Raw genomic sequence first — 24,043 nt, 5'->3', positions numbered from 1 at the left:
ACCCGAACCTAAATCGCGAGCCTCAACCCCGACGCGAAAGACACCAGCCACCTAGCCTGACCGCAGGCTTTGAGGTGGAGGCCGACATGAACGCCCATGCGGCCAGCATGAGCCTGCCCTATGCCGAGGTCGACGTCCGGTTCTCGGAGCGGCCCGAAGGCTCGACGAGCAAGCTGAGCACGGTCGGTGATGGCTGGCGCATACTTCGGCGGTTGCTGCGGCTGTTCCGCGACTGGCGGCCGTTGCTGACCTTCTCCGTCGCCGGCCTGCTGACCATCCTCGTTGCGGTGGTGGTCCTGATCCCGGTGCTGGTGGATTACGCGGAGACGGGACTGGTGGCACGTCAACCGACGCTCATCGTCGCCGGCGCCGCCATCGCGCTCGGGTTCGGACTGGTGGCGACCGGCATGATCCTGGACCGGATCACCCGCCTCCGCCTCGAGATGGCACGCCTGCTGTACCTGGCGTTGCCCTCGTCAAGCCCTCATGGTGGTGGCCCACCACCGTGATCCACGTGCTCATCGGCACCAAGGCCGAGTACATCAAGACCGCTCCGGTGATGCGCGAGCTCGACCGCCGCGGCGTCCCGTACCGACTGGTGGACCTCGGGCAGCACAGCCAGCTTCCCGTGTCGTTTCGCACCCAGCTCGGCGTTCGCGAGCCCGACCTCCGGCTCGACAGCCAGACCGATGCCGCCTCGATCGGCGACGCACTGAAGTGGGCCGGCCGCCTGATGAGCCACCTGCGCTCCCGAAGCCATGCCCGACGCCATGTGTTCGGCGGCATGGGAGGCGTCTGCCTGGTCCATGGGGATACGCCGTCGACGATCATCGCCACCCTGATGGGCCGCCGGGCAGGTGTTCCGGTTGCCCACCTCGAATCCGGCCTCCGGTCGAAGTCGGCGGTCCACCCCTTCCCCGAGGAACTCACCCGCCGGGGGGTGATGCGGCTGGCCCACACCTATTTTCCGCCCAACGACACCGCCGAGCGAAACCTGCGAGCCCGTTTTGCTGGGCGGGACATCGTGCCGACCGGACACAACACGTCCTCGGAAGCGATCGGCCATGTGTGGCCCGCCAAGCCCGAGTCGCGCGGGCCGGCACTGATCACCATCCATCGTGTCGAGAACCTTCATCGCCGTGCCCGGCTGGTTGACCTCGTCACCACGATCGAGCGTCTGGCGAAGCGCGAACCCGTCCGGTTTCTCGTCCACCAACCCACCGAGAACGCGTTGCGCGGCGCCGGCCTGTGGGAGCGCGTTTTGCGCAGCGATGCCCAGGTCGGCCCCCTCATCCCGCACGACGAGTTCATCGAGGCGACCGCTGCGGCGCCGTGGGTGCTGACCGACGGCGGATCGAGCCAGGAGGAGTGCGCCGTCCTCGGGGTTCCAACGCTGCTGTGGCGGGCGACGACCGAACGCGATGAGGGCCTGGGGCACAACGTCGTGCTCACCAACTACGACGCTCGGCTGGTCGATGAGGTCACCGCCGACCCCGACCGGTACCGACGCCCCGCTGCCCGGCCCGAGGTCACGCCCAGCAGCATCGTGGTCGACCGGCTCGTGGAGTTGAACGAAAAGGTCGATTAATCGTGTCCGGCGGGCGCCAGGAGGCGGCCGAGGGCGACGGAGTTGGCGGCCTCGCGGGCCACAAGTCGTTCCAGATGATCCGGGAGTTCCCCGGCCCGGGAGACCGCACGGTGCATGGCCCGGACCGCTCCCTCAGCGTGTGGCACTCCAACCGGGAGCGCCGGCATGGCCCCGGCCAGGTCGTCTGAAAGGTCGCCCATCTTGGGCGAGTAGTCGACCAGGATGGCCGGACGGCCGTGGAGCAACGCCGCGACGGCGCCGTGATAACGCATGGTGAACACGGCACGGGCTCGGCCGACGGCGCCCAGGACGGTGTCGACGGTCGGCTCCACAAGTTCGCTGTCGACCGCGATCCGTTCCGCCAGCTGTCGGTGAAGCTCGCCGTCCTGGTCCGCCTCGAACGCAACGAACCTCACCCCGAGCCCCAAATCGGTGGCCACGGCTTCGATGGCGCTCGACATGTGACCCAACCAAGCGTCGTCGAGCGGCGGGGCGGTCGACAGGGTTCGTTGTCCGGGCAGGTTGGGCCGCCGCACCGAGACCGCCAGGACCTCATCGGTGATGCGGGGATCCTCGATCCGGTCCCAGGCAATGACCGGATCGGCGGCCACGTCCGAGCCGACCCCCAGCCTCCGAAGCCGTTCCTGGGAGGCGGGGTCACGAACGGTGATCGCCCGAGCTCCGACCATGATCCGTCGAACCAGCTGGCGGCCGGTGCGGCGGCTGACGGTGCCAACACCCAAGCCGACGCCGGCCCACGGCAGGTGGAGGAACCGGCCGAGTGCCAGACGACCCAGATGGAATGGCAGGTTGAGCGGTCCCGTCTCGTCCTGGATCAGACCTCCGCCGCCGAAGGCCACTCCGTCGACCGTGCGCAGCATCCGGATCAGGTTGGGGGTGTCTCGAACCCGGTGGTGTTGTACGGCGGCGACCCCAAGGAGGTCGGCCGTGCGCTCCAGGTCGATGGTGACCGCCAGCGGTTCGGCTCCGAGGTCGGCCAGTTGGTCACAGACGGCCCGGGCGATCAGCTCGTCTCCCAGGTTGGTCGATCCGATCCAGCCGGCGACGGCGACCTTCCCGTCACCGCTTCGGCGCGACAGCGATCGATCCGTCGAGGGTTCACACGGTCGGGGATCTCCGTCCAGCGTCACTGGGAGGTCGTTTCCCGGCTTCTGCCCCACAGCGCCCAGACCAGCACCGGTAGCATTGCCACCGTGGCCACCACCCGCTCGATGGTGGCAGCGAGAAACAGCAGGGCCGCGCTGGCACCGATGAGTTCGGCGACCCCGCCGACCAGCGCCTCGCGGGCGCCGATGCCCGATGGGAAGACTCCCAGCGCCGCGGCCGCCGGGACGGTGAACGCCGTCGACATGGCCCCGAGCCACCCCAACTCCGCGCCGAGCAGCAACGCAATCAGCCAGAACCGAGTCGCTCCCACCACCACCTTCACCAGCTCGACCGCCATGAGCGAACCCATCTGGACGGTGAGTGCCGACCGCGGGCGAACCGTCCAGCCGATCACCGCGAACGTCGCGCCGCCGAGCACCCCCAAGCCTCCGATCCACCACCGGTCTGCGACCGCCATCAATGCCAACCCCGACACGGTCAAGCCATTGGCGAGCCACCAGATCCCCGTGATCAGCTGAGCTCGGGCGGCGGGACGCTGAGGAGCACCCCGAGAGGCCAGCACGCGGTGACGCAACACCGGCCCTCCGGGCAGTGGCAACAGGTTGGCCACGTTGGCCCGGCTGACCTGGCGCACCGACTCGACCGGCGACAGGTCCACCCCCACCATGGCCCCTTGGATGGCGAACTCAGCGCCGTCGGCGGCCAGTACCAACGGAACGCTCAACACCGCCACGGCGATGAGGGCCGGCACCGACACATCGTCGAACTGGGCCCCCTGCCATGCCCGCCACGAAACCAGAACCACCAGCAGGGTGCCTGCGGCGGCCGCAGCGGGGCGCACCCCGGGAATGGCCGACAGGCGCTTGGACCACGCACCCAGCGTTGCGACCGCCCGCCCGGCGGTCCACTCCAACCTGGACCGCCACGCCGAGCTTGAAGACAGGCGAGTCACGGCCTCACGCTAACCCTCCTCGCTGCGGTACCTTCAACCTCGCGCCTGCACCAACATGGCGCGACTACCGTGGCGATCGCTCAAGCGGGCATCCGGGGCCCTCAACCCGGCAAGAGTGGAGATTGCGCGTGCGTGACCGGTTGACATCAGGCAGGTTGCGCCACTGGCGGTCGTGGGCCGTGTGGATCGCCACGATGCTTGCGGTCCTGGCGTTCATCGTCTTCATCGCGCTGCAAGTGCCGGGCATGGGCTTGGACGAAGAGGCCCACATCACCCACGCCGAGAAGTTGCGGCAGGGCCACTTGGCGTCCCATGACGACAAGGTGAGCCCCGAGCTGTCGTCAGCCGTCCGCTGCGATCGGTATCGGGTCTTCGGCAGCGCCTTGAACCCCGGCTACCCCTCCGGATCGCGTTACGAGTGTCTTTCTCCCCAGAAGCTGGTCGAGTCCGACGGCCAGTTTGCTGCTCAGCAGGCCCAGCACACACCCGTCTACTACCTGCCGCTGGCGCTGGCCACCAAAGTGGTGGACAAGCTGACCGACCTCGACCCGCTGGTGGACACCTACCGCGTCGCCGGGTTGATGTTCACGGTGCTGTCCGCCGCGTCGCTGCTCTGGCTCGGCGCACGGCTGCGGGTTGCTCCGTCGATCGCAGCCGCCGCAACGCTCGTGATCGTCGGCACCTCCGGTTTTGTGAGCGCCCACTCGTTCGTCACCAACGACGCGCTGGCCATACCGGCGGGCGTGGCGCTGCTGCTCACCTCCCGGCGAGTACTCGACGGGCGATCGTCCGCCTGGCTGTTGATGTTTGTGTCCTTCGCCGTCGCCGTCACCAAGCCGACGTTTCTGCCCGGGCACCTGGCCTGCGTGCTCTATCTGTCGCAACGGCTCGAACCCGGCGATCTTCGCTTACGGGATGTGGCCGGTCGGCCCGACAACGACGCGCTGGTGGCCTACGGGCGAAACACGCTGAAACGCCTCGCTCCGATCGGAGCGGTGGGAGCGGGGCTGGTGACGGGCCTCGTCGCATTTCAGCTGTGGGTTGGGCGCGTCGTCCCCGGCACCAAGGAGCTTGCCGGCTTTTACACCAGCCGAGTCTTTCAGGCCGACTATCTCAAGAACGTCGCCAACACGCTGCAGAACCCGCTCGCCGACGAACGGCCGATCAGCTTCATGGACCCCAGCTATGGGCTGGTGGCGATGACCGCGCTCGAGGCCGCCGCCCTGTGGGGAACCGTGCTGGTGGCCTTTGGGTTGTTTCGTCGGGCGGGCCGCGAGCCGGCGCGTCTGGCGAGAAGTGCGCTCGGAGCCATCGTGCTCGGAGCCCTGGTGTTGTTCCTTCAAGGGGCACTGCGTGGCAACGCCCTGTCATCGACCAACACCAGGTATCTGCTGCCGGTCGTGCCGTTCATGTTTGGAGCGATCGCCATGACCAGCGATCGGGTGTGGGACCGTTACGCCACGCGAATTCCCAAGGTCACGCTCACCGTGGGGGTTGTCGTGATGCTCGCCGTGCAGGCGATTGCCGTCGACCACACCGCCGAGCCCCGGCTGAACAACGCCTGGACGAGGCGCCAGACCGGGGTGCTGGCCTCGTTCATCAACGACGAGGTGGCCGCTGCGAACACCGGAGACGCAGCGACGTCGTGCATCCACACCGGCGACACGGTGGCGGTCGTACCGTTCATGCCGGCCCTGTACGCCATGGCGCCGGGCATCGAGGAACCGGTCGACGCCGACGCCTACTGGAAGACGTCGCTACCCCGCGACCGACGCAAGGAGCCCTTCGCTGCGCTGACCGACTCCGACGTGGACGTGATCATCGTCAGCTCACCGCTGCTCGTTGGATACGAACGCACCGCTGGGGCCCGGGTGGCGGCTCAGTGGACACGCTGCGCACTGTGGCAGCCGATCGGGCTCGGAGTGGCCCACCCGCCGTTCGAGGTGTACGTCCGCCCGAACGAGAAATGACCCCTGGGCAGGGGACGATCAGGCCGCTCTGACGGCCTTGCGGGCCGCTTTGGCCTCGTCCTTGGTCAACAGCCGGAGCTTGGCGCGATCGATCTGGCCGATGTTGACGCCGTTGGTGAACAGCACGTTGAAGCGCACCCAGGTAAACCCGGTGACCATCATCACCTTGCCCAGCGTGCCCGCAGGGATACCGGGCAGATCCTCGATCAACTCGACGACGTCGTTCTTGACGATGTCGCGAGCCTCATCTGCCGGGGTGATGATTCTGGGTGCCACGGGTGCTCCGCTCGAACTCGGTGGGTGTCGGTGGCCTTGGGGCCACGCCAACTGTAGCCGTGAGGATGGTGGCCCTTCGAGATGACGGTTGCACATCACGAACGGGCAGCGGGTTTGGAGCTGGCCGTTGGGCGCTGGGATCCCCTCGGGCTAGAACGGCTGGAAGTGCTCGTGGTGCCGATCGTCCTGACCGACCTTCTCGAGCACGCAGAGGTTTTCGGCCCGAAGGCGGAACCCCGACCGGTCGCGCCCCAGCGAGCCGTTGCGCACTCGCTTGGCCACCTTGTACATCCGGCGCGGAAGTCCCAGCTCGCTCGACGAGTCGACATGCACCAGCCGGTAGTTGCGGTTCTGGCGGATGAACCCTGCCAGCTTGCGAAGGCTCGGCATCCACAGGTCGTGCAGCGCAACCGCACCCCCCACCCGCAGCATGCGGTCGACGTAGAAGAAGTCGATCAGCGCCGAGTCGAAGAGGTGTCGTCCGTCGATGAAGGCGAAGTCGAGCTTGGCCTTGGCACCGGCCAGCTTGGGCAGCCGGTACTCCGATACCTCGACGTAGGTCTCGACAACGTCGTCGAGCCCGGCCCGTTCGACGTTGAGCGTGCCGATCGAGTGGTAGCCGCTCACCTGTCGCGGATCGATGGCAATGTGGTGACCGCCGTCGACCCTGGCCACCGCATCGGCCAGCCACAGGGTGGATACGCCGTAGGCCATGCCGGTCTCCAGGCTCTGGGAATAGCCCCGCCCGACCATGAAATCGTGGATGGCCCGCCCCTCGCCCTCGAGGATGGACATCGGCCTGATCGGGTACTCGGTTCCTTCGGCGTCGGCGACCATCCCACTGCGGTGGATGGCCATCACTGCAGGCTCGGCGGTGCCGTCGCGCGGCGCCGGGCGCAGCTCCATCGACGTCGCTGCGGTCGAGCCGGGCCGGCGGAGTCGTTGCCCCGATCGGTCGGCGCTCATGACGTGCTCGGTTCGTGGGGCAGGCCCAGCACCCGCTCGCCCAGAATGTTGCGCTGAACCTCGCCGGTGCCGCCGCCGACGGTCAGCGCCCGGGCGAACAGGTAGCCGTAGTGCCACAGCGCCACCGGGCGGCCCAACGGTCCCCCGTCGGTCAGCATGCCCGCCGGGCCGGCCAGGTCCTTGGCCAGCTCCATCACCGCCTGGCCGTGTTCGTCGGCGAGCACCTTGCGCACCGACGCCTCCGGCCCGGGGCTCTTGCCGGCGACCACCGCCGAGATCGTGCGCATGCGGATCAGCCGCAGCACCTCGCCTTCGATCCAGGTCTGGGCCAGGCGCTGGCGCATCACCGGATCGGCGACGCCGCCGGCGGCCCGCACCTCGTCGTACAGCGCTTCGGTCTGGGGCCCTTGGCCCCACAGCACGCCGCCCGCTGACAGCGATACCCGCTCGTTGGCCAGCGTGATTTTGGCCAGCGACCACCCCTGGCCGACATCGCCCACCCGAGAGTCGTCCGGAAGACGAACGTCGTTGAGGAACACCTCGTTGAACGTGTGGGCACCGGTCATTTCGACGATCGGCCGGATCTCGATGCCGTCGGCATCCATCGGACACACGAAGTAGGTGATGCCGGCCTGTTTTGATGCGCCACCTTCACCGTGTTTTTCTGTTCCAGGTGGCGAGCCGGTGCGGGCGATGAGGATGCCCCAACGGGCGTGGTGGGCGAGGCTGGTCCACACCTTCTGGCCGTTGATCACCCACTCGTCGCCGTCACGCACGGCGGCGGTCGAGAGCGACGCCAGGTCCGATCCGGCGCCCGGTTCGGAGAACAGCTGGCACCACAGGTCTTCGCCCGACACCAGGCCGGGCAACCAGCGCTGCTGTTGTTCGTCGGTGCCCGCCTCGATCAGCGTCGGTCCGGCCCAGCCCAGCCCGATCGGGTTGGAAGGCCGCTTCACGCCGGCGGCCCGGAACTCCTCGTCGATGATCAGCTGGTGGATTGGATCGGCGCCCAGCCCCCACGGCTCGGGCCAGTGGGGCACCATCAGCCCGGCTCGACCCAACTCGGCGCCCGTCGGCTTGGGATGATCGGCCAGAAAACCTCGTACCGCCCGGCGTCGAGCGTCGTCCACCCCGGGGAGCGCAAAGTCCATGGGCGAACCGTAGCGTCGCCCGCCGCCCGACCTCGTCGGAGAGGCTGCAGTTTCGGCCGCTGACGCGGTCGAAGCTCGGACCTATGCTGGCGCGCTCAGACGTCGAGAGCTGTTGGGGGACAACGATGCCAGGATGGAACTTCGCCGAGCTGTGGGAACGCATTGCGGCACAGCGGCCCGATGCCGACGCTCAGGTCCAGGGCGAGCGGCGCATCACCTGGGCCGAGTTCGATCGCCGGGCGAATGGGCTGGCTCGGTACTTCCTCGACCGGGGGTTTCGCCACCAGGACAAGGTGGCGATGTACCTCCACAACTGCCCCGAGTACCTCGAGACGTCGTTCGCTTGCTACAAGGCCGGTCTCGTCCCGGTGAACACCAACTATCGCTACATCACCGACGAACTCGCCTACCTGTGGGACAACGCCGACGCGGTGGCGGTCGTGTTTCACGGCACCTTCGCCGACCGGGTCGATGCGGTGCGCGGCCGGGTGCCCACCGTGACCACCTGGCTGTGGGTCGACGACGGTTCAGGCCCGTGTCCGGATTGGGCGGTGCCCTACGAGGAGGCGGCCGCCACTCCCACCGCCACATCCAACGCGAGCGGTCACACCGTGGCCGAGTGGGGACGCAGCGGCGACGACATCTTGATGATCTACACCGGCGGCACCACCGGCATGCCCAAGGGCACGATGTGGCGCCAGGACGACCTGATCCGGGCCCTGTGTTCCACCGGCAACCCCATCCTCGGCGAGGAGTGCGAGACCGCCGGCTACGACGCCGCCCTCGAGGGGATCGGGGCCAACGCCGCCCCCGGGCTGCTCGCCTGCCCGCTGATGCACGGCACCGGCTGGTTCACCGCCAACATGTCCCGGCCCAGCGGCGGGTCGGTCGTATCGCTGCCCAGCCGCCACTTCGACGTCGAGGAACTGCTCGACGTCATCGAGGCCGAGAAGGTGGGCGCGCTGACCATCGTCGGCGACGCGTTCGCCAAGCCGATGGTGGCCGCGCTCGATGCCGAGCCCGACCGTTGGGACATCAGCTCGGTCGTGCTGATCACCTCGTCGGGCGTCATGTGGTCCGAGTCGGCCAAGTTGGGCCTGCTCGCCCACCACCCCGGCATGTTGTTGGTCGACAGCTTCAGCTCGTCGGAGGCGATCGGGCTGGGCCAGTCGGTGTCCGCCGGCGAGTCGGCCGCCGGCACCGCCTCGTTTGCGTTGGGCCCCAACGCCCGGGTGGTCACCGAGGACGGACGCGACGTCGAGCCGGGCTCGGGCGACATCGGACGGGTGGCGGTCGGCGGTCACGTGCCGCTCGGCTACTACAAGGACGAGGCCAAGTCCGCTGCCACGTTCATCATGATCGACGGTCGGCGCTACAGCTGTCCCGGCGACTGGGCCACCGTCGAGGCCGACGGCACGATCCCCCTGTTGGGGCGTGGCTCGGTATGCATCAACACCGCCGGCGAGAAGGTGTTCCCCGAGGAGGTCGAGGAGGCGTTGAAGACCCACCCGAGCGTGTACGACGCCGTCGTCGTCGGCGTCCCCGACGACCGCTTCGGCGAGACGATCGCCGCGGTGGTGCAGCCGGTCGAGGGCGCCGAGATCTCAGCCGACGACCTGGTGGCCCACACCAAGGAGCACCTGGCCGGCTACAAGGCCCCCCGGGCGGTGTTGTCGGTCGACACGATCGGCCGCGCCCCCAACGCCAAGGTGGACTACAAGCGATGGAAGGCCTACGCCGCCGACCAGGCGAGCTCCTCGACCACATGATCGACCCCCACCACCCGGGCGACCGGTGGAACGGAGTACCAACGTGACCGAAGCAACCCACGAGCGCAGGTCGGAGACGTCCGCACCGGCAATCGATCCGGTGGTGCTGGCGGTCGACCTGGGCACCGGCGGACCCAAGATCGCGCTGGTATCCCTCGGCGGCCGGATCGTCGGGTCGGTCTACCGCCGGGTCGAGCCCAAGGTGGCAGCCGATGGCACTGCCACCCAGAACCCCGACGCCTGGTGGACGGCGGTCACCGACGGCGCCGCCGAGCTGACCCGTGCCCACCCCGAAGCTGCGGCGGCCACGGTGGCGGTGGCGGTCACCGGTCAGTGGGGTTCCACCGTGCCGGTCGACGCCTCGGGCAATGCCGTCGGCGACTGCATGCTGTGGATGGACACCCGCGGCGCGGACCTGGCGGCCAAGCAGGTGGGCGGGCGCGTCCCGGTCGAGGGCTTCGGTGCCACCAAGGTGACCTCCTGGATCCGTCGGTCGGGCGGCGCGCCGAGCACCGAGGGCAACGACCCGCTGGGCCACCGGCTCTACATCGAGGCCCACCAGAAGGACCTGTACGAGCGCACCTCTGCGTTCGTCGAGCCGTTGGACTACCTCAACGCCCGCTTCACCGGGCGGGTGGCCGCCTCCCGACCGTCGATGGCCCTGTCGTGGCTGACCGACAACCGCGGTGACGAGCGGGGATACGACAACCGGCTGGTCAAGCTGGCCGGCACCCCCCTGTCCAAGCTGCCGCCGATGGTACCGATGGGCTCGATCGTCGGCTCCGTGCTGCCCGAGGTGACCGAGGCGATGGGGCTGCCCAAGGACCTGCCGGTGTTGACGGCGATCCCCGACCTGCACGCGGTCACGCTCGGCTCCGGAGCGGTGGGCAACTACGAGGGCCACGTATCGATCTCGACGTCGGCCTGGATCGGCTGTCATGCCCCCACGAAGAAGACGTCGCTGTTCAAGATGATGGCCACCGTGCCCGCCGCGCTGCCCGGTCGCTACGTGCTGGCCAACAACCACGACACCGCCGGGGTGTGCTTGGAGTGGATCAAGGGCGTGCTCATCGACGCCGACGACGGCCTGACCAGCCCGACCGTCGAATCGTTCACCGAGTTGGTCGAGGCGGCGGCGACGGCCCAGCCCGGAAGCGGTGGCGTGCTGTTTGCCCCGTGGCTCAACGGCGAACGCTCGCCGGTGGCCAACGCCAACCTGCGCGGCGGCTTTCACGGGCTGTCACTGGCCACCACTCGCTGCGACCTGGTGCGCTCGGTGCTCGAAGGCGTCGCCCACAATGCACGCTGGCTGCTCGAGGCATCCGAGGCGTTCCTCGGGGAATCCTTCGGCGAGCTGCGGGGCGTGGGCGGCGGTGCCGTGTCCGACCTTTGGTGTCAGATCCATGCCGACGTGATGAACCGGCCGATCCACCGCATCGACCAGCCGCTGATGGCCACCGTGCGGGGCGCAGCCCTCTTCGCCGGTCTGTCGCTCGGGCTGATCGGCGAGGACGACATCGCGTCGTCGGTCCCCGTCGAGCGGGTCTTCCGGCCCGACCCGGCGACCCGACGGGTCTACGACGGCATGTACGCCGAGTTCGTCCGGCTGCACAAGATCGAGGCGAAGATGTACTCGCGGCTGGCCAAGCTGCGGTGACCGTCGAGTCGGGAGTGGGGGTGGATGTGTCGGCGGGGGTGGGCGCCCACCCGGGCCCAACGATCGCGCTGCTCGGGCGCACCTATCCGGTGTTGCTCCCCCGGCGGGGCGACCCGCGCCTGATGGTCGCAGCGGTCATCATCAGCGTCCAGGTCCTCGGCCAGACCGCGCTCGGCTTCAACCTGTCGATCGCCCAGATCCTCATCACGCTGGGCGTTGCCGGCGGGCTCGACCTGGTGCTGACCGCCTGGGAACACGGGGTCATCGGCTGGCCTGCCTCCGCCCTGCTGACCGGCAACGGCGTGGCGCTGATCATGCGGGTGCCGGGCACCGAGCACGGCGACTGGTGGAGCACCAGGGGCTGGCCGATCTTTGCCGCCACCGCAGCGGTGGCGGTGTTGTCCAAGTACGTCACCCGGGTGGGCGGGCGGCCGCTGCTCAACCCGTCCAACGCCGCGCTGGTCGTGGCGTTCCTCATCTTCGGCTCTGCGCTGGCCGACCCGCAGGATCTGTGGTGGGGTCCGTGGTCGGTGGGCCTGGCACTCACCTACGCGGTGATCGTGGTGGGCGGTCTGACGATGACCAGGCGCCTGAGCCTGCACCGCATCGTGTGGCCCTTCCTGCTGACCTATGGGGCTGCGACGGCCGTGGTGGCGATCACCGGTCACTCGATGACCGCTCGCTGGCACGTCGGCCCGGTGACCGGGTTGAGCTGGTGGTGGGTGGTCGTCGCCTCGCCCGAGCTGTTGATCTTCCTGTTCTTCATGATCACCGACCCACCCACAGCCGCCAAGGGTCGGGTGGGCGGGGCGGTGTACGGGGTGGCGGTTGCCCTCACCGCAGCCGCGTTGATGGCGGCCCAGGGCACCGAGTTCGCCACCAAGGTGGCACTGCTCGGCGCCCTCACGCTGGTCTGTGCCTTCCGCCCGCTGATCGAGCGGTTGGCGCCCAAGCCCGGCGACGACGACGACAGCCTTCGGAGTGCGGCGAGTCGCATCGGCCGGCGGCTGAGCCCGGCCCGCCCCCGACCGGCGTTCGTCGGCTTGGCCGCCGTGGCGCTGGTGGCCGGCTCAGCGCTGTTGATTGGCGCCGGCAGCGGCCAACGCTCGACGACGATGAGGGTCGACGTCGAGCGCCCCGACGTTGCTGCGCTGGTCGCCGACCTGCCCGAGGTGTCGTTGGACCCCGCCGTCGCCGGGCTGATCCCCGGGTTCGACCAGGCCGAGGCCGAAGCGGCGGTCGCCGACCTGGCGGCCGACCTGACGATCGAGGCCGAGTCGATCGAGGCGGGCGACAGCTCGGTCCTCTCCTCCGCCCTGACCGGGCCTCGCCTGGAGGCGGCGGAGGAAACCGGGGTCGCCCCCGGCCCGGGCCAACGGGTGACGTTCGACGCCGCCGAGGTCGCCATCGTGCGCACCAGCGACAGCCCTCAGGCGCTTCCCAGCTTGGCGGTGGTGGCCGACGGTACCGCCGATGGCGCCGAGTTCTCCTCGGTGTTCATCATCACCAAGCCGGCGGAGGACTACCTGCTGGTCGACGTGCTCGACCCCGCCACGCTTCCCGACGGCTGAAGGCCGACGCCCCCCGGGTGACTTCGAAGCGCGTCGTGCCTGCTCGGTACAGTGGTGCCCGGGGCACCCGCATTTCACTGGCTCAACCCCACGGGCGCACCCGTCAATCACGTCCTCGAACACCCACCCTCAACAAGCACACAGGGAGCAACACATGGCTGATCTCGGTTTCGACAACAAGGTGGCAATCATCACCGGCGCCGGCGGCGGCCTGGGCCGGCAGCACGCCCTCGAGCTGGCCCGACGCGGCGCCCGCATCGTCGTCAACGACCTGGGCGGATCCCTCGATGGCCACGGCCACGCCGACGGGCCCGCCGACCAGGTGGTCGCCGAGATCGAAGCGCTGGGCGGCGAGGCGATCGCCAACACCGACTCGGTCGCCACCCCCGAGGGCGGCGAGGCCATCGTCGCCGCTGCGGTCGATGCCTTCGGCACCGTCGACATCGTCATCAACAACGCCGGCATCCTGCGTGACAAGACGTTCCACAACATGACCCCCGAGCTGATCGACGCCGTGATCGACGTGCACCTGCGCGGCGCCTTCTACACGACGCTGCCCGCCTACAAGATCATGCGGGAGAAGAACTACGGCCGCATCGTCAACACGTCCTCCAACTCGGGCCTGCTCGGAAACTTCGGTCAGAGCAACTACGGCGCCGCCAAGATGGGCCTGGTCGGCTTCACCAGGGTGCTGGCCAACGAGGGCGCCAAGCGCAACATCAAGGTGAACGCCATCGCCCCCGTCGCCAAGACCCGCATGACCGAAGAACTGTTCGGCGCCGCCGGCGACCTGATGGCCCCCGAGGCGATCTCGCCGACGGTCGCCTACCTGGCCCACGAGGACGTGCCGGTGTCCGGCGAGGTGTTCTCGGTTGCCGGCGGGTACGTCGCCCGCTACTTCATCGGGCTGACCGAGGGTTGGTTCTCCCCCGGCCACACCGTCGAGGACGTGCGCGACAACTTCGACGCCATCCGCGACGACTCCAACTACGACATTTTCGCCGACCCCTCCGGCGAGCTGGGCAAGTTGCTGGCCTTGTTCAGCCCGTCCGAGGACTGACACGGCGATGCGCTGCGCTACCCGAGCCCACGATGCGGTGCGATGAAGGCTGAACCGACGACCAACGGCTGAGTTGCGGCCGCCGTCACACTGAGCCTTGTTCTTCGGCCCCGGGCCACATTAGGTTGCCCCGGATCCGTCGGCACACAGCCGACGACCGGGGGGACGGGCCATGTCGAACACGATGCAACGCAGGCGTTGGCGCCGACGCTCGAAGACGGCGACGTGGACGCTGGCAGCGTTTGCGGTGGTCGCCGCTGCTGCCTGTGCCCCGATGGTGCCGCCGACCGACGGGGTCGACCTGAGCGTCGCGGTCTCGGACAATGTGGGAGCGACGATCGGTTCCACCGTCACCTACGACGCGACGGTGTCGAGTGTCGGCACCGCAGCGACCACGGGTCCGGTCGCCGCCACCGTCGTGGTCCCGCCCGGCCAGACGGTGTCCGCAGCGGCCGGGACCGGGTGGGTCTGCACCAACGATGATGCCCAGGCCACGTGTCGCATTGCCGATGCCGACGTGCAGCCGGGTCAGGCGCTCCCAAAGATCAGCGTCACGGCAGAGGTGGGGGGCCCTACCCTCGTCGCCCAGGTGTACGCCGCGATCAGTTCCGAAGGGGACGTGAACCCGGCCAACGACGAGGCGGTCGGCAAGGTCATCGTCACTCCACCTATCGAGGGTGACCAGCTCTTCGTGCAGGTTGCCGGTGCGCTGTCACTGCGCAACGGCGGCACCGTCAGCTCGGGCGACGTGTCCATCACAGCGGATCCGGCCGGCAGTCTCGGCGGTGCGGACAGACTCCAGATCGATGCATCGGTCGGGAGCACCCACGTGCTCGCCGACCTGCAGCGGACCAACCTCACCCTCTTCACCGGCACGATCACCGTGACCGACCCCGCACTTCAGGGCGGAGTTCCGCTGACGGTGGACTGGCGCGGACCCGTGTTCAGCTACGGTCTCGCCCCCTGGCGCAGCCTGGGAAGCGAGCTGCTCGGCCTGAGGATCCCATCACTGGACGTCTCGGGCGTGACGGGTGCGCTCGCCAACGGTCTCACCTACACGCTCAACTTCTCTGCCGCCGACTACGCACCCGACGCCCCGGCAGCAGGACAGCCACCGCTCAGTTACTTCGCCAACAACCCCTCCGACCTCGCTCCGACGCTGAACCCGCCGTCACGGGTGGTCACCGGTGCCGAGGTCACCCTGCCACTCGAGATCACCCCTCGAGGTGGATCCACCGTCGGTCCTGTTGCTGCAACCGTGGATCTCCCAGCGGGACTCGAGTACGTGCGTGCCGGCAACGGTTCGACCTGCACGTCGGTTCCGGCGGTACAGCGCCGGGTGCGCTGCACGCTCAATAGCAGTATCGCTGAACCACTTCGGCCGAACCTCCTCGCCGGTCTTGCCGGAGTCGTGCTCCCCGTTCCGACCCAGAGCATCGATCTGCGGGTTCGGGCGACGACGCCTGGGGTCCCCCTCACGGTCTCGGCAGTTCTCGGCTCCGCCAACTCGGTGACCCGATCTGCCAGCACCACCTTCAACGCCAGTCCACCGGGACCTGAGGTCGGGCTCACCATGAACGGTGCCGAACTCACGCCCAACCTGTTCTTCCGGGAAGGAACCGGAATCTCGGCGAACCAGTACAACTTTGCGATCGACAACGTCGGAACGGCGACGTCGGCGTCGCCGACCGTCACGGTCTCGCTGCCAGAGGGCATCACCTACCGCGGGTTTACCAATCCAAGCACACAGCTCGGCAACAACCGTTTCTCCTGCAGCGCGGCCGGACAAGAGGTGACCTGTACCCGATCAAACGGTGTCAACGTCACCTCGCTGACCAGCCCGGCACCCGGCTTCGCCGTCCAGGTGGACGTGGCTGCCCCGACGAGCCCGACCGTGACGGCGACCGCAGCGCTTACCAATAGCAACGATGTCAATCCGGGCAGGCCGGACAAGTCGGCCACCGCCACGACCCGGGTCGCCGCCACCGGTGCGCCCACCTTCGACGTCGCGCTGTCCAACGGAGCGTTCCAGGCGACCGCGCGGCCGGTGCTCGAGGGTGGTTACACGTTCGATACCACGCCGGGCGGCCGGATCGACAGAGTCAGCGGCTGTGGCACCTCGATGAATTATGTGCCGCCGGTCCTGGCCCTGCCGATTGTGGGTCCCACGCTCGTGCCGGCCATCTTCGCCGACAACACGCTCTGCGTGGACGTCAACCGAGAGGCGGGAACGAACAACTTCGCCGGCACCGTGCGCCCGGACTTCGTCACCGCCCCGGTCTTCCTCCCACCGCCGGTTCCCCAGGAGCTCCCACTCCCGCCGATCATCGGCCCACGCGAGGTCTCGGTCAACGCAAACCAAAACGTGACGCTGACCGGCCTGCTCGATAACCGCGTCGCCGGCAGTGCGGACGGTTCGAGTCTGGAGTTGGTACTCAACGGTGGAACCGATTTCACCACCACCTGGTCGCTGACCGCTCCGCCCGACGCCACCTGCATCGACATCAACTCCTGCCCGTGATCCCTCCACCGTTCGGTTGAGGGTGTGACGTTCAGCCGTCGTCCGCTCGGGGATCGCCATCAGGTGCGGTGCTGACCAGGGGCCCGAAAGCGCTGCGGCGCCCTGGTCAGCCGGCCCGATACCAGTCGACGTCGATCATCGGGGCCAGGGCCTGATTGCCCAGGATCACATCCGCGGCCTTTTCGGCGAGCATCATCACCGGCGCATAGATGTTGCCGTTGGTCACGTACGGCATCGACGACGCGTCGACCACCCGGAGGCCCTCGGTGCCGCGCACGCGCAGCGTGTCCGGGTCGAGCACGGAGGCGTCGTCGGTGCCGATGCGGGCGGTGCACGACGGGTGCAGCGCCGTCTCGGCGTCCTTGGCCACCCAGTCGAGGATCTGCTCGTCGGTCACCACGTCGGGCCCGGGCGACAGCTCGCCGCCGTCGAAGGGCGCGAACGCGTCCTGCCCGAGGATGTTGCGGGTCACCCGGATCGCCTCGACCCACTCCCGACGGTCCTGCTCGGTCGACAGGTAGTTGAACCGGATCGCCGGGTGCGTGCGCGGGTCGGTCGAGGTGATCCTTACCGTGCCACGGGCGTTTGAGTACATCGGCCCGACGTGTACCTGATAGCCGTGGCCGCTGGTCGGGGTGGTGCCGTCGTAGCGGACCGCCAGCGGCAGGAAGTGGTACATCAGGTTGGGGTAGGCGACGTCGTCGTTGCTGCGGACGAACCCTCCGGCCTCAAACTGGTTGGACGTGGCCGGGCCCTTGCGGAACAGCCATTGGAGGCCAATCCAGGGGCGGCGCCACGTGGCCAGGTGCGGCTGCATCGACACCGGCTGGGTGGAGCTGTGCTGGATGTACACCTCGAGGTGGTCCTGGAGGTTGGCACCGACGCCGGGCACGTCGGCCACCACGTCGATGCCCAGGCGGTTCAGGTGATCGGCCTCGCCCACGCCGGACAGCTGCAGAAGCTGGGGCGAGTTGAAGGCGCCGCCGCACAGGATCACCTCGTTGGCCTTCGCCCGATGCGCCCGACGGCCGTGAGTGAAGCTGACGCCGGTGGCCCGGGTGCCGTTCCACTCGATGCCGGTGCTCAACGCCCGGGTGAGCACGGTGAGGTTGGGGCGATCGAGCACCGGGTGCAGGTAGGCGCGGGCCGCCGACAGACGCCGGCCGCGGTGCACGTTGCGGTCGAACTCCGAGAAGCCCTCCTGCTGGTAGCCATTGACGTCGCTGGTGCGCGGGTAGCCCGCCTGGGCGGTCGCCTCGAGGAACGCCTGGCACAGCGGGTTGTCGGCATCGCCCCGCTCGAGGATCAGCGGCCCGTCGTCGCCCCGGTACTCGTCGCCGCCCGCCAGCGTCGTCTCCATGCGCTTGAAGTACGGCAGGCAGTGGGCGTAGTCCCACGATTCCATGCCGGGGTCGGCCGCCCATCGCTCGTAGTCCATCGGGTTGCCCCGCTGAAAGATCATGCCGTTGATCGACGACGATCCCCCCAGCACCTTGCCGCGGGCGTGGTACACCCGGCGCCCGCCCATGTGGGGCTCGGGCTCGGTCTCGTAGCGCCAGTCGTAGAAGCGGCTGCCGATCGGAAACGAGAAGGCGGCGGGCATGTGGATGAACACGTCCCATTTGGAGTCGGGCCGACCGGCCTCCAGCACCAGCACCTTGGTAGCCGGATCGGCCGACAGCCGGTTGGCCAGCGCCGAGCCGGCCGAGCCGCCTCCGACGATCACGTAGTCCCAGTTGGTCGTTTCGACGTCAGCCATGTTCATGCCCTTCACTTCTGCCTCTTCGGTGGAAAATTCGGCCGTTCACACCGTTCGGCCCGACCAGCGCCAGGCCGGCCGCTGCACTAGTACGGCGCCTCGACGTCGCCGGTCTCGACGTACACCGCTTTGCGCTGGGTGTAGTGCTCGAAGGCGGCCATCGAGTTCTCCCGGCCGACGCCCGATTGCTTCACGCCGCCGAAGGGCATCTCGATCGGGGTCAGGTTGTAGTTGTTGATCCACACGGTCCCGGCCTGCAGCGCAGCCGCCATGCGATGACCCCGGGACAGGTCCCGCGTAAACACGCCGGCGGCCAGCCCGTAGGGCGTGGCGTTGGCCCGGGCCAGCACCTCGTCCTCGGTGTCGAAGCTGAGCACCCCCATCACCGGGCCGAAGATCTCCTCGGTGATGATCGACATGTCGTCGGAGCATCCGGTGAACACGGTCGGCTCGACGAAGTAGCCCTCACCCAGCGCCCCGTCGGTCACCCGGTGGCCGCCGACGGCGACGGTGGCTCCGGCGTCGCGCCCGGCGTCGAGGTAGCCGGTCACTTTGGTCAGGTGATCGGCGCCGATCAGCGCGCCAACGTCGGTCGCCGGGTCCATCGGATCGCCGACGACCATCCTGGCGGTGCGCTCGACCAGCTTGGCGACGAACTCGTCGTGAATCCCGGCCTGGACAAACACCCGGGTGCCGTTGGAGCACACCTCGCCCTGGGTGTAAAAGTTGCCCATCAACGCCCCGGACACGGCGTTGTCGACGTCGGCGTCGTCGAAGACGATCAACGGGGATTTGCCGCCGAGCTCCAGGGTGACCGCCTTGAGCGTGTCGGCCGCGGCGGCCATCACCGCCTTGCCGGTGCCCACCTCGCCGGTGATGCTCACCTTGGCCACATCCGGATGCGCCACCAGCGCTACCCCGGTGCGGGCGTCGCCCTGCACCACGTTGAACACGCCCGGCGGCACGCCCGCCTCGGTATAGATCTCGGCCAGCTCCAGCGCGGTCAGCGGCGTCAGCTCGGCGGGCTTGAACACCATCGTGTTGCCGGCGGCCAGCGCCGGGGCCGATTTCCAACAGGCGATCTGGATCGGGTAGTTCCAGGCGCCGATCCCGGCACACACGCCCAGCGGCTCTCGGCGCACGTAGACGAAGCTGTCGCCCAGCGTCACGTGTTCGCCGGTCAGCGTGGCCGCCGCCCCGGCGAAGTACTCGACCGCCTCGGCCCCCGAGATCACATCCACGGTCGACGCCTCGGCGATCGGCTTGCCGGTGTCGGCCACCTCGATGCGGGCCAGCTCGTCGTTGCGCTCGCGCAACAGGGCGGCCGCACGGTTGAGGATGCGACCGCGCTCGGCGCCGGTCAGGGCCGCCCAAGCCGGAAACGCCGCCTCGGCGGAGGCGACCGCCGCATCGACGTCAGCGTCGCTGGCCTGGTGCACCTGCGCCAGCACCTCACCGGTGGCGGGGTTGATGGTGGGAAACCGCTCGTCCGAGGTGGCCGGGGTCCGACGCCCATCGATGTAGAGCTGGGCCGCCGGATGCGTCGACGCGTCGGATGTGAAAGTTGTCGGGGGCTGACCGGGGGCATCGCTCATCGGGCCGACCCTACCGCCACAGGGTACGGGACCCCGGAGGTCCAATCCCCTGGGGCGGCCGCCATCGACGGGCGTCACTCGCCGTGAGCATGTGCGTAGTCTGGGTCCTCGCCATTGATGACCGGGGGGCCAGCTCAGTGTCGGGTTCGGGTGAGCAGCGCGCCGCGCACCAGCTGGTCGGCCGCGAGGTCGAGCTGGCCGCACTGCAGCGAGCGCTCCACGCGGCGACGAACGGCCAAGCGCAGCTCGTGGTCGTCGAGGGCCACGCCGGGATCGGCAAGTCGGCACTGCTGCGCGAGTTTGCCCGGTCGGTCGAAGACCAGGTCACCTTGCTGCGCGCCAGCGGCGACGAGGCCGAACAACACCTGGATTTCGGTGTGATCGAACAACTCCACGCCGACGGCGTGGCCACGGACCTGCCGGTGCTGACCGCGTTCGGGCGCAGTGGACCTCGGCCCGACCCGCTCGACATCGGCGCCGACCTGGTGCGGGTCTCCACCGAGGCGTCAGCGATTCGACCGACCGTCGCCCTCATCGACGATGCCCAGTGGGCCGACCAGGCCTCGATCCAGGCGCTGACGTACGCGTTGCGTCGCTTCCGAAACCAGCGGCTGGTGGTCGTGATCGCCGGGCGGCCTGATGTCTCGGCGCTCGCCCCGCTCACCAGGCTGTGCCAGGACGAGCGGGGCAGGTGCCTGCCCCTCCGAGGTCTGGCGGCCCCACAGCTCGATGCGCTGCTTCGCACTGCTCGCGGCATCTCCATCGGCGAGCGAGCCGCCCAACGTCTCTTCGACCACACCCGGGGCAACCCACTCGAGGCGCTGACCCTGGCCGACGAGCTCGACACTGCCACGATCTCCACCGGGATCGATCCGCTTCCCGCACCCAGGTCGTATGCAACCCTCGCGTTGTCTCGCCTCTCGGGGTGCCGTCCCGAGACCGAGCGCCTCGTGGCCGCCGTCGCGGTGATCGGCGTCCCGGTCGACGTCGGGCCGCTCCTCGACCTGCTCGGCCTGGCCGACCTGGTGGAGCTCGACGAGGCCGTCACGGGGGGTCACCTCACCATCAAGGATCGGGCTCGGCGTCAGGTGGTCGAGGTGGCCCATCCGCTCCTTCGCGCTGCGGTCGTCGCCGACCTGGCACCCGGGGTTCGTTGCGAGCTGCACAACCTGGCCGCCAGGATCACCGACGACCCCGCACGGGCCATGCTGCACCGGATCCGGGGAACGATCCTCCGCGACAGCGAACTCGGCGCTGAAGCGGTGGCGTTGGCTCGTGAACTGCTCGGCACCGGCTGGGATTTGATCGCTGTCGAGCTGTTGTCCGAGGCGGCGCGGATCCTCCCGGAGGGCCCGGCCCGAGCCGAGGCCTTGCTGCTGGCCGCCAACCGGCTGTTCACCACCGGAGAACTCGGGACTGCCCGCCGTCTGCTCTCCGCCGTCCACAGCGACGGCGGGGCGCTCGAGCTGCTGGTGCGTGGTCACGACCTTCTCTATGCCGGCGAGCCCCGCGAGGCGCACGCATCGCTGGTGGCAGCGTGGGAGCAGGCAACCGACCCCTACGTCGCCGTACAGGTCGCCGGCCTGCTGGCCACCCTGTCGTCGAACGCGGGCAGCGGAGCGGACGCCATCGGATGGGCGGAAGCTGCCTTGGAGCGGGCCCATGCCAACGCGACGATGTCGGGTGGGCCGCAGGCGGGTGGGAGGTCGGGGGGTTTCGAGTTGGGCAACGTCTTCGTCATGTTGGCCACCGGGTGGGCCTTCGAGGGGGATCTGCCCAAGGGATTGGCCGAGATCGATCGAAGGCTGGCCCGGCCGGGCGGTGGCTCCGGCTGCGACAATGCGCTGCTGGCCAGGGGACTGTTGTTGTTGTGGTCGGGACGCTTCGATGAGGCGGAAGCCACGTTCGGCTCCATCCTCGAAACGGGTGAGGCGCGTGGCCCCCTCCTCACCAGGGTGAGCGCCGCCTATTCGCGGGCGGACTGCCGCTATCGGCAGGGGGCGTGGGACGCTGCGCTCGGCGAGGCCGAGCAACTGGTGGCGCTGATGGAGGCCGGGGACCACGACCTGGCGTTGCCGATGGCCCACGGGATCGCGGCATTCGTCCATGCCGGACGTGGTGCGGACACCGAGGCGAAGCGTCACCTGGTCGATGGACATGCGGCGCAGGCCCGCAGCGGCAACGTCAGCGGGCTGCTGTGGTTGTTGGTGGGCGATGCCCGCATCGGGTCGGCCGCCGGCGATCACCATCGCGTCGTCGACCGGTTGGAACCGCTGACCAACATGTTGGACGGGTCGCGCCTCGGGGAGGGCGTCCAGCCGTGGCGCGCCGATCTGGTCGAGGCCCTCGTCGGTCTGGGGCACCTCGAGGAGGCCGCTGCGGCGATGGCCGAACTCGACAGACGGATCGTGCACGGCGGCGAACACGCCCGGATCGGCGCCGCGCGAGCTCGCGGCCTGCTCGCAGCAGCGCTCGGCGACGACAAGGCGGCCGAGGCGGCGTTTGCCACCGGGCTCAACCCCGCGCCGCAGAGTGTGACGCCGCCGGACGGTCCGGGTCGCAACAGCCCGCAGCATGATGCGGGTCACACCGACGACGGCGGAACGTTTCTCCGGGCCCGGCTTCAGCTGGCCGCTGGGTCGTTGGCCCGCCGCCAAGGTCAACGACGACGGGCCGCCGACCTGCTCGGGGCTGCGCTCGGACGATTCGACTCGCTCGGGGCCGAGCCCTACCTCCGCCATGCCCGCTCCGAGTTGGACGCCTGCGGCCTCGCTCCCCGGTCGCGCGCCGAGACCGGACCGGCGCCGCTGTCCCCGGCCGAGCGTCAGGTCGCCGAGTTGGTGGCCGAAGGGTTGACCAATCGGGAGGTTGCGGGCCGGCTCCACGTCAGCGTCAAGACGGTCGAGACCCACGTGGCCCGGTGCTTCACCAAGCTCGACGTGCGCAACCGAACGGCGCTGGCGCTGCGCTGGACCGAGCGCTCCGCCGTCCACTGATTCAGGGTCGAAATCAGGGTTTGCCCCGATGCGAACGGGGCCGGCCGCTTCGTACGGTGCCTCGATGCGCTTGGTCATCGACTTCGACACGTCGCACGACCGGTGGTCGGGAGCAATCCTGCCCGAGCCAGGTCCTGACGCTTCGGCCCTCCCGACCCCGACCCCGTTCAGCGGGCGTCTGGATCTGCTGCGGCTGCTGGAGTCGTTGGTGGACAACGCAGTTTCCAACCCAACGTCACCAGCAGAGGATCAGACATGAACCAGCACAACACACCACGCAACCTGCGGTTGCTCTCGGTCGTGGCGCTCAGCGGCGCCCTGATGGTGAGCGGCTGCACCGACGACAGCGAGGAGGCGAACAAGAACGACACCTCCACCGCCTCCGGCGCCACAGCCGAGGATGCGGGCGTCACCGGCGCTTGCGACGCCTACACCGACATCACACTGGCCATGGCTGAGGCGCCCGACGGCGATCCAACGGCCTGGTTCACAGACACGATCGCGCCGATGGCCGACGACCTCGACGCCGCCGACAAGCCCGCCGACATCGAGGGCGATCTCGACACGATGATCGGTACCGTGCGCCAGGTCGCCCAGACCGGCGACCCGTCGGCCTTCGAGGAGCCCAAGTTCGGCGAAGCCCAAACCAAGGTTGACCGCTACATGTTCGACAACTGCGAGTTCGACCAGAAGTTGGAGGTGTCGGGCAAGGACTACTCCTTCGAGGGCCTGTCCGACGAGCTGCCCCCCGGACGGACGGCGATCATGTTCACCAACGACGGCATGGAGGCACACGAGATCGTCGTCGCCTCCAAGAAGGACGGGGTCACCGAGAGCTTCGGCGAGCTGCTCGAAATGCCCGAGGAGGAGGCGATGGCCAAGATCAACATGTTGGGTGGGGCGATGGCCCCCCACGAGGGTGATCAGGCCATCATGATCGCCGACTTCGAACCCGGCGACTACGCGGCGCTGTGCTTCATCCCGACCGGCAGCACGATGGCCAACAGCGACGAGCCGGACGGCGACGGGCCGCCGCACTTCACCCAGGGCATGAAGACCGAGTTCACCGTGAAGTGACTCTCGA

Annotated in this window: 17 protein-coding genes; 10 read left to right on the top strand and 7 right to left on the bottom strand. The window is 68.9% G+C overall.

The genetic code is table 11. The annotated features are described in order from the left end of the window. Positions 1 to 74 precede the first annotated feature (74 nt). Positions 75 to 509: a hypothetical protein gene (locus tag PKD89_RS09200; protein ID WP_289010163.1), complete on the top strand. Its 435-nt coding sequence runs from the start codon at positions 75 to 77 to the stop codon at positions 507 to 509. Between the two features lie 5 nt (positions 510 to 514). Further along, complete coding sequence (locus PKD89_RS09195) at positions 515 to 1,588, top strand: UDP-N-acetylglucosamine 2-epimerase (protein ID WP_289010162.1); 1,074 nt, start codon at positions 515 to 517, stop codon at positions 1,586 to 1,588. Here PKD89_RS09195 and PKD89_RS09190 read toward each other — a convergent pair. Beyond that, a complete protein-coding gene (locus tag PKD89_RS09190; RefSeq protein WP_289010161.1) occupies positions 1,585 to 2,739 on the bottom strand; it encodes a polysaccharide pyruvyl transferase family protein in 1,155 nt (384 codons plus the stop codon). The genes PKD89_RS09195 and PKD89_RS09190 overlap by 4 nt on opposite strands. Further along, complete coding sequence (locus PKD89_RS09185) at positions 2,736 to 3,668, bottom strand: hypothetical protein (RefSeq protein ID WP_289010160.1); 933 nt, start codon at positions 3,666 to 3,668, stop codon at positions 2,736 to 2,738. Before PKD89_RS09185 ends, PKD89_RS09190 begins: the two co-directional genes overlap by 4 nt. A gap of 179 nt (positions 3,669 to 3,847) precedes the next feature. Between PKD89_RS09185 and PKD89_RS09180 the strand changes: the two genes are divergently transcribed. Next, positions 3,848 to 5,638, top strand: a complete 1,791-nt coding sequence (locus PKD89_RS09180) for a hypothetical protein (RefSeq protein WP_324332400.1) — start codon at positions 3,848 to 3,850, stop codon at positions 5,636 to 5,638. An 18-nt stretch (positions 5,639 to 5,656) separates the two neighbouring features. Here the strand turns inward: PKD89_RS09180 and PKD89_RS09175 are convergent, their stop codons facing one another. From PKD89_RS09175 to PKD89_RS09165, 3 genes are all read right to left on the bottom strand, one after another. Further along, positions 5,657 to 5,914 carry a hypothetical protein gene (locus PKD89_RS09175; protein WP_287375370.1) on the bottom strand — a complete coding sequence of 86 codons (258 nt, stop codon included), beginning with the start codon at positions 5,912 to 5,914 and terminating at the stop codon, positions 5,657 to 5,659. A gap of 150 nt (positions 5,915 to 6,064) precedes the next feature. Further along, the gene (locus PKD89_RS09170) at positions 6,065 to 6,880 is read right to left on the bottom strand and encodes a class I SAM-dependent methyltransferase (RefSeq protein WP_289010158.1); all 816 of its coding nucleotides are present in this window, start codon (positions 6,878 to 6,880) and stop codon (positions 6,065 to 6,067) included. Further along, entirely contained in the window at positions 6,877 to 8,031 is a 1,155-nt protein-coding gene (locus PKD89_RS09165) for an acyl-CoA dehydrogenase family protein (protein ID WP_289010157.1), read from the bottom strand. Before PKD89_RS09165 ends, PKD89_RS09170 begins: the two co-directional genes overlap by 4 nt. A gap of 125 nt (positions 8,032 to 8,156) precedes the next feature. On the opposite strand from PKD89_RS09165, the gene PKD89_RS09160 reads away from it, so the two are divergent. From PKD89_RS09160 to PKD89_RS09140, 5 genes are all read left to right on the top strand, one after another. Next, a complete protein-coding gene (locus PKD89_RS09160) occupies positions 8,157 to 9,800 on the top strand; it encodes an acyl-CoA synthetase (RefSeq protein ID WP_324332398.1) in 1,644 nt (547 codons plus the stop codon). Positions 9,801 to 9,843: 43 nt separating this feature from the next. Continuing rightward, on the top strand, positions 9,844 to 11,457 hold the full coding sequence (locus PKD89_RS09155; RefSeq protein WP_289010362.1) for a xylulokinase: 1,614 nt from the start codon (positions 9,844 to 9,846) through the stop codon (positions 11,455 to 11,457). Next, positions 11,454 to 13,028, top strand: a complete 1,575-nt coding sequence (locus PKD89_RS09150; RefSeq protein ID WP_289010361.1) for a hypothetical protein — start codon at positions 11,454 to 11,456, stop codon at positions 13,026 to 13,028. The genes PKD89_RS09155 and PKD89_RS09150 overlap by 4 nt, the downstream gene beginning before the upstream one ends. Positions 13,029 to 13,182: 154 nt before the next feature. Further along, positions 13,183 to 14,088, top strand: a complete 906-nt coding sequence (locus PKD89_RS09145) for an SDR family oxidoreductase (protein ID WP_289010360.1) — start codon at positions 13,183 to 13,185, stop codon at positions 14,086 to 14,088. A gap of 172 nt (positions 14,089 to 14,260) precedes the next feature. Further along, positions 14,261 to 16,609, top strand: a complete 2,349-nt coding sequence (locus PKD89_RS09140; protein WP_324332397.1) for a hypothetical protein — start codon at positions 14,261 to 14,263, stop codon at positions 16,607 to 16,609. A 106-nt stretch (positions 16,610 to 16,715) separates the two neighbouring features. On the opposite strand, the gene betA is transcribed toward PKD89_RS09140, so the two are convergent. Then, positions 16,716 to 18,368, bottom strand: coding sequence for a choline dehydrogenase (betA, locus tag PKD89_RS09135; RefSeq protein ID WP_289010810.1), 1,653 nt, complete (start codon positions 18,366 to 18,368; stop codon positions 16,716 to 16,718). 86 nt (positions 18,369 to 18,454) lie between these two features. Continuing rightward, complete coding sequence (gene betB / locus PKD89_RS09130; protein ID WP_289010809.1) at positions 18,455 to 19,963, bottom strand: betaine-aldehyde dehydrogenase; 1,509 nt, start codon at positions 19,961 to 19,963, stop codon at positions 18,455 to 18,457. A gap of 89 nt (positions 19,964 to 20,052) precedes the next feature. On the opposite strand from betB, the gene PKD89_RS09125 reads away from it, so the two are divergent. Together PKD89_RS09125 and PKD89_RS09120 are read left to right on the top strand one after the other, a co-directional pair. Beyond that, positions 20,053 to 22,959, top strand: a complete 2,907-nt coding sequence (locus tag PKD89_RS09125) for a helix-turn-helix transcriptional regulator (protein WP_289010813.1) — start codon at positions 20,053 to 20,055, stop codon at positions 22,957 to 22,959. A gap of 255 nt (positions 22,960 to 23,214) precedes the next feature. Further along, entirely contained in the window at positions 23,215 to 24,036 is an 822-nt protein-coding gene (locus tag PKD89_RS09120) for a hypothetical protein (RefSeq protein ID WP_289010808.1), read from the top strand. Positions 24,037 to 24,043 lie beyond the last annotated feature (7 nt).

Source organism: Candidatus Neomicrothrix sp. (assembly GCF_035329545.1).
Classification (GTDB): domain Bacteria; phylum Actinomycetota; class Acidimicrobiia; order Acidimicrobiales; family Microtrichaceae; genus Microthrix; species Microthrix subdominans.
This window is presented reverse-complemented; position numbering and strand designations above follow the sequence as displayed.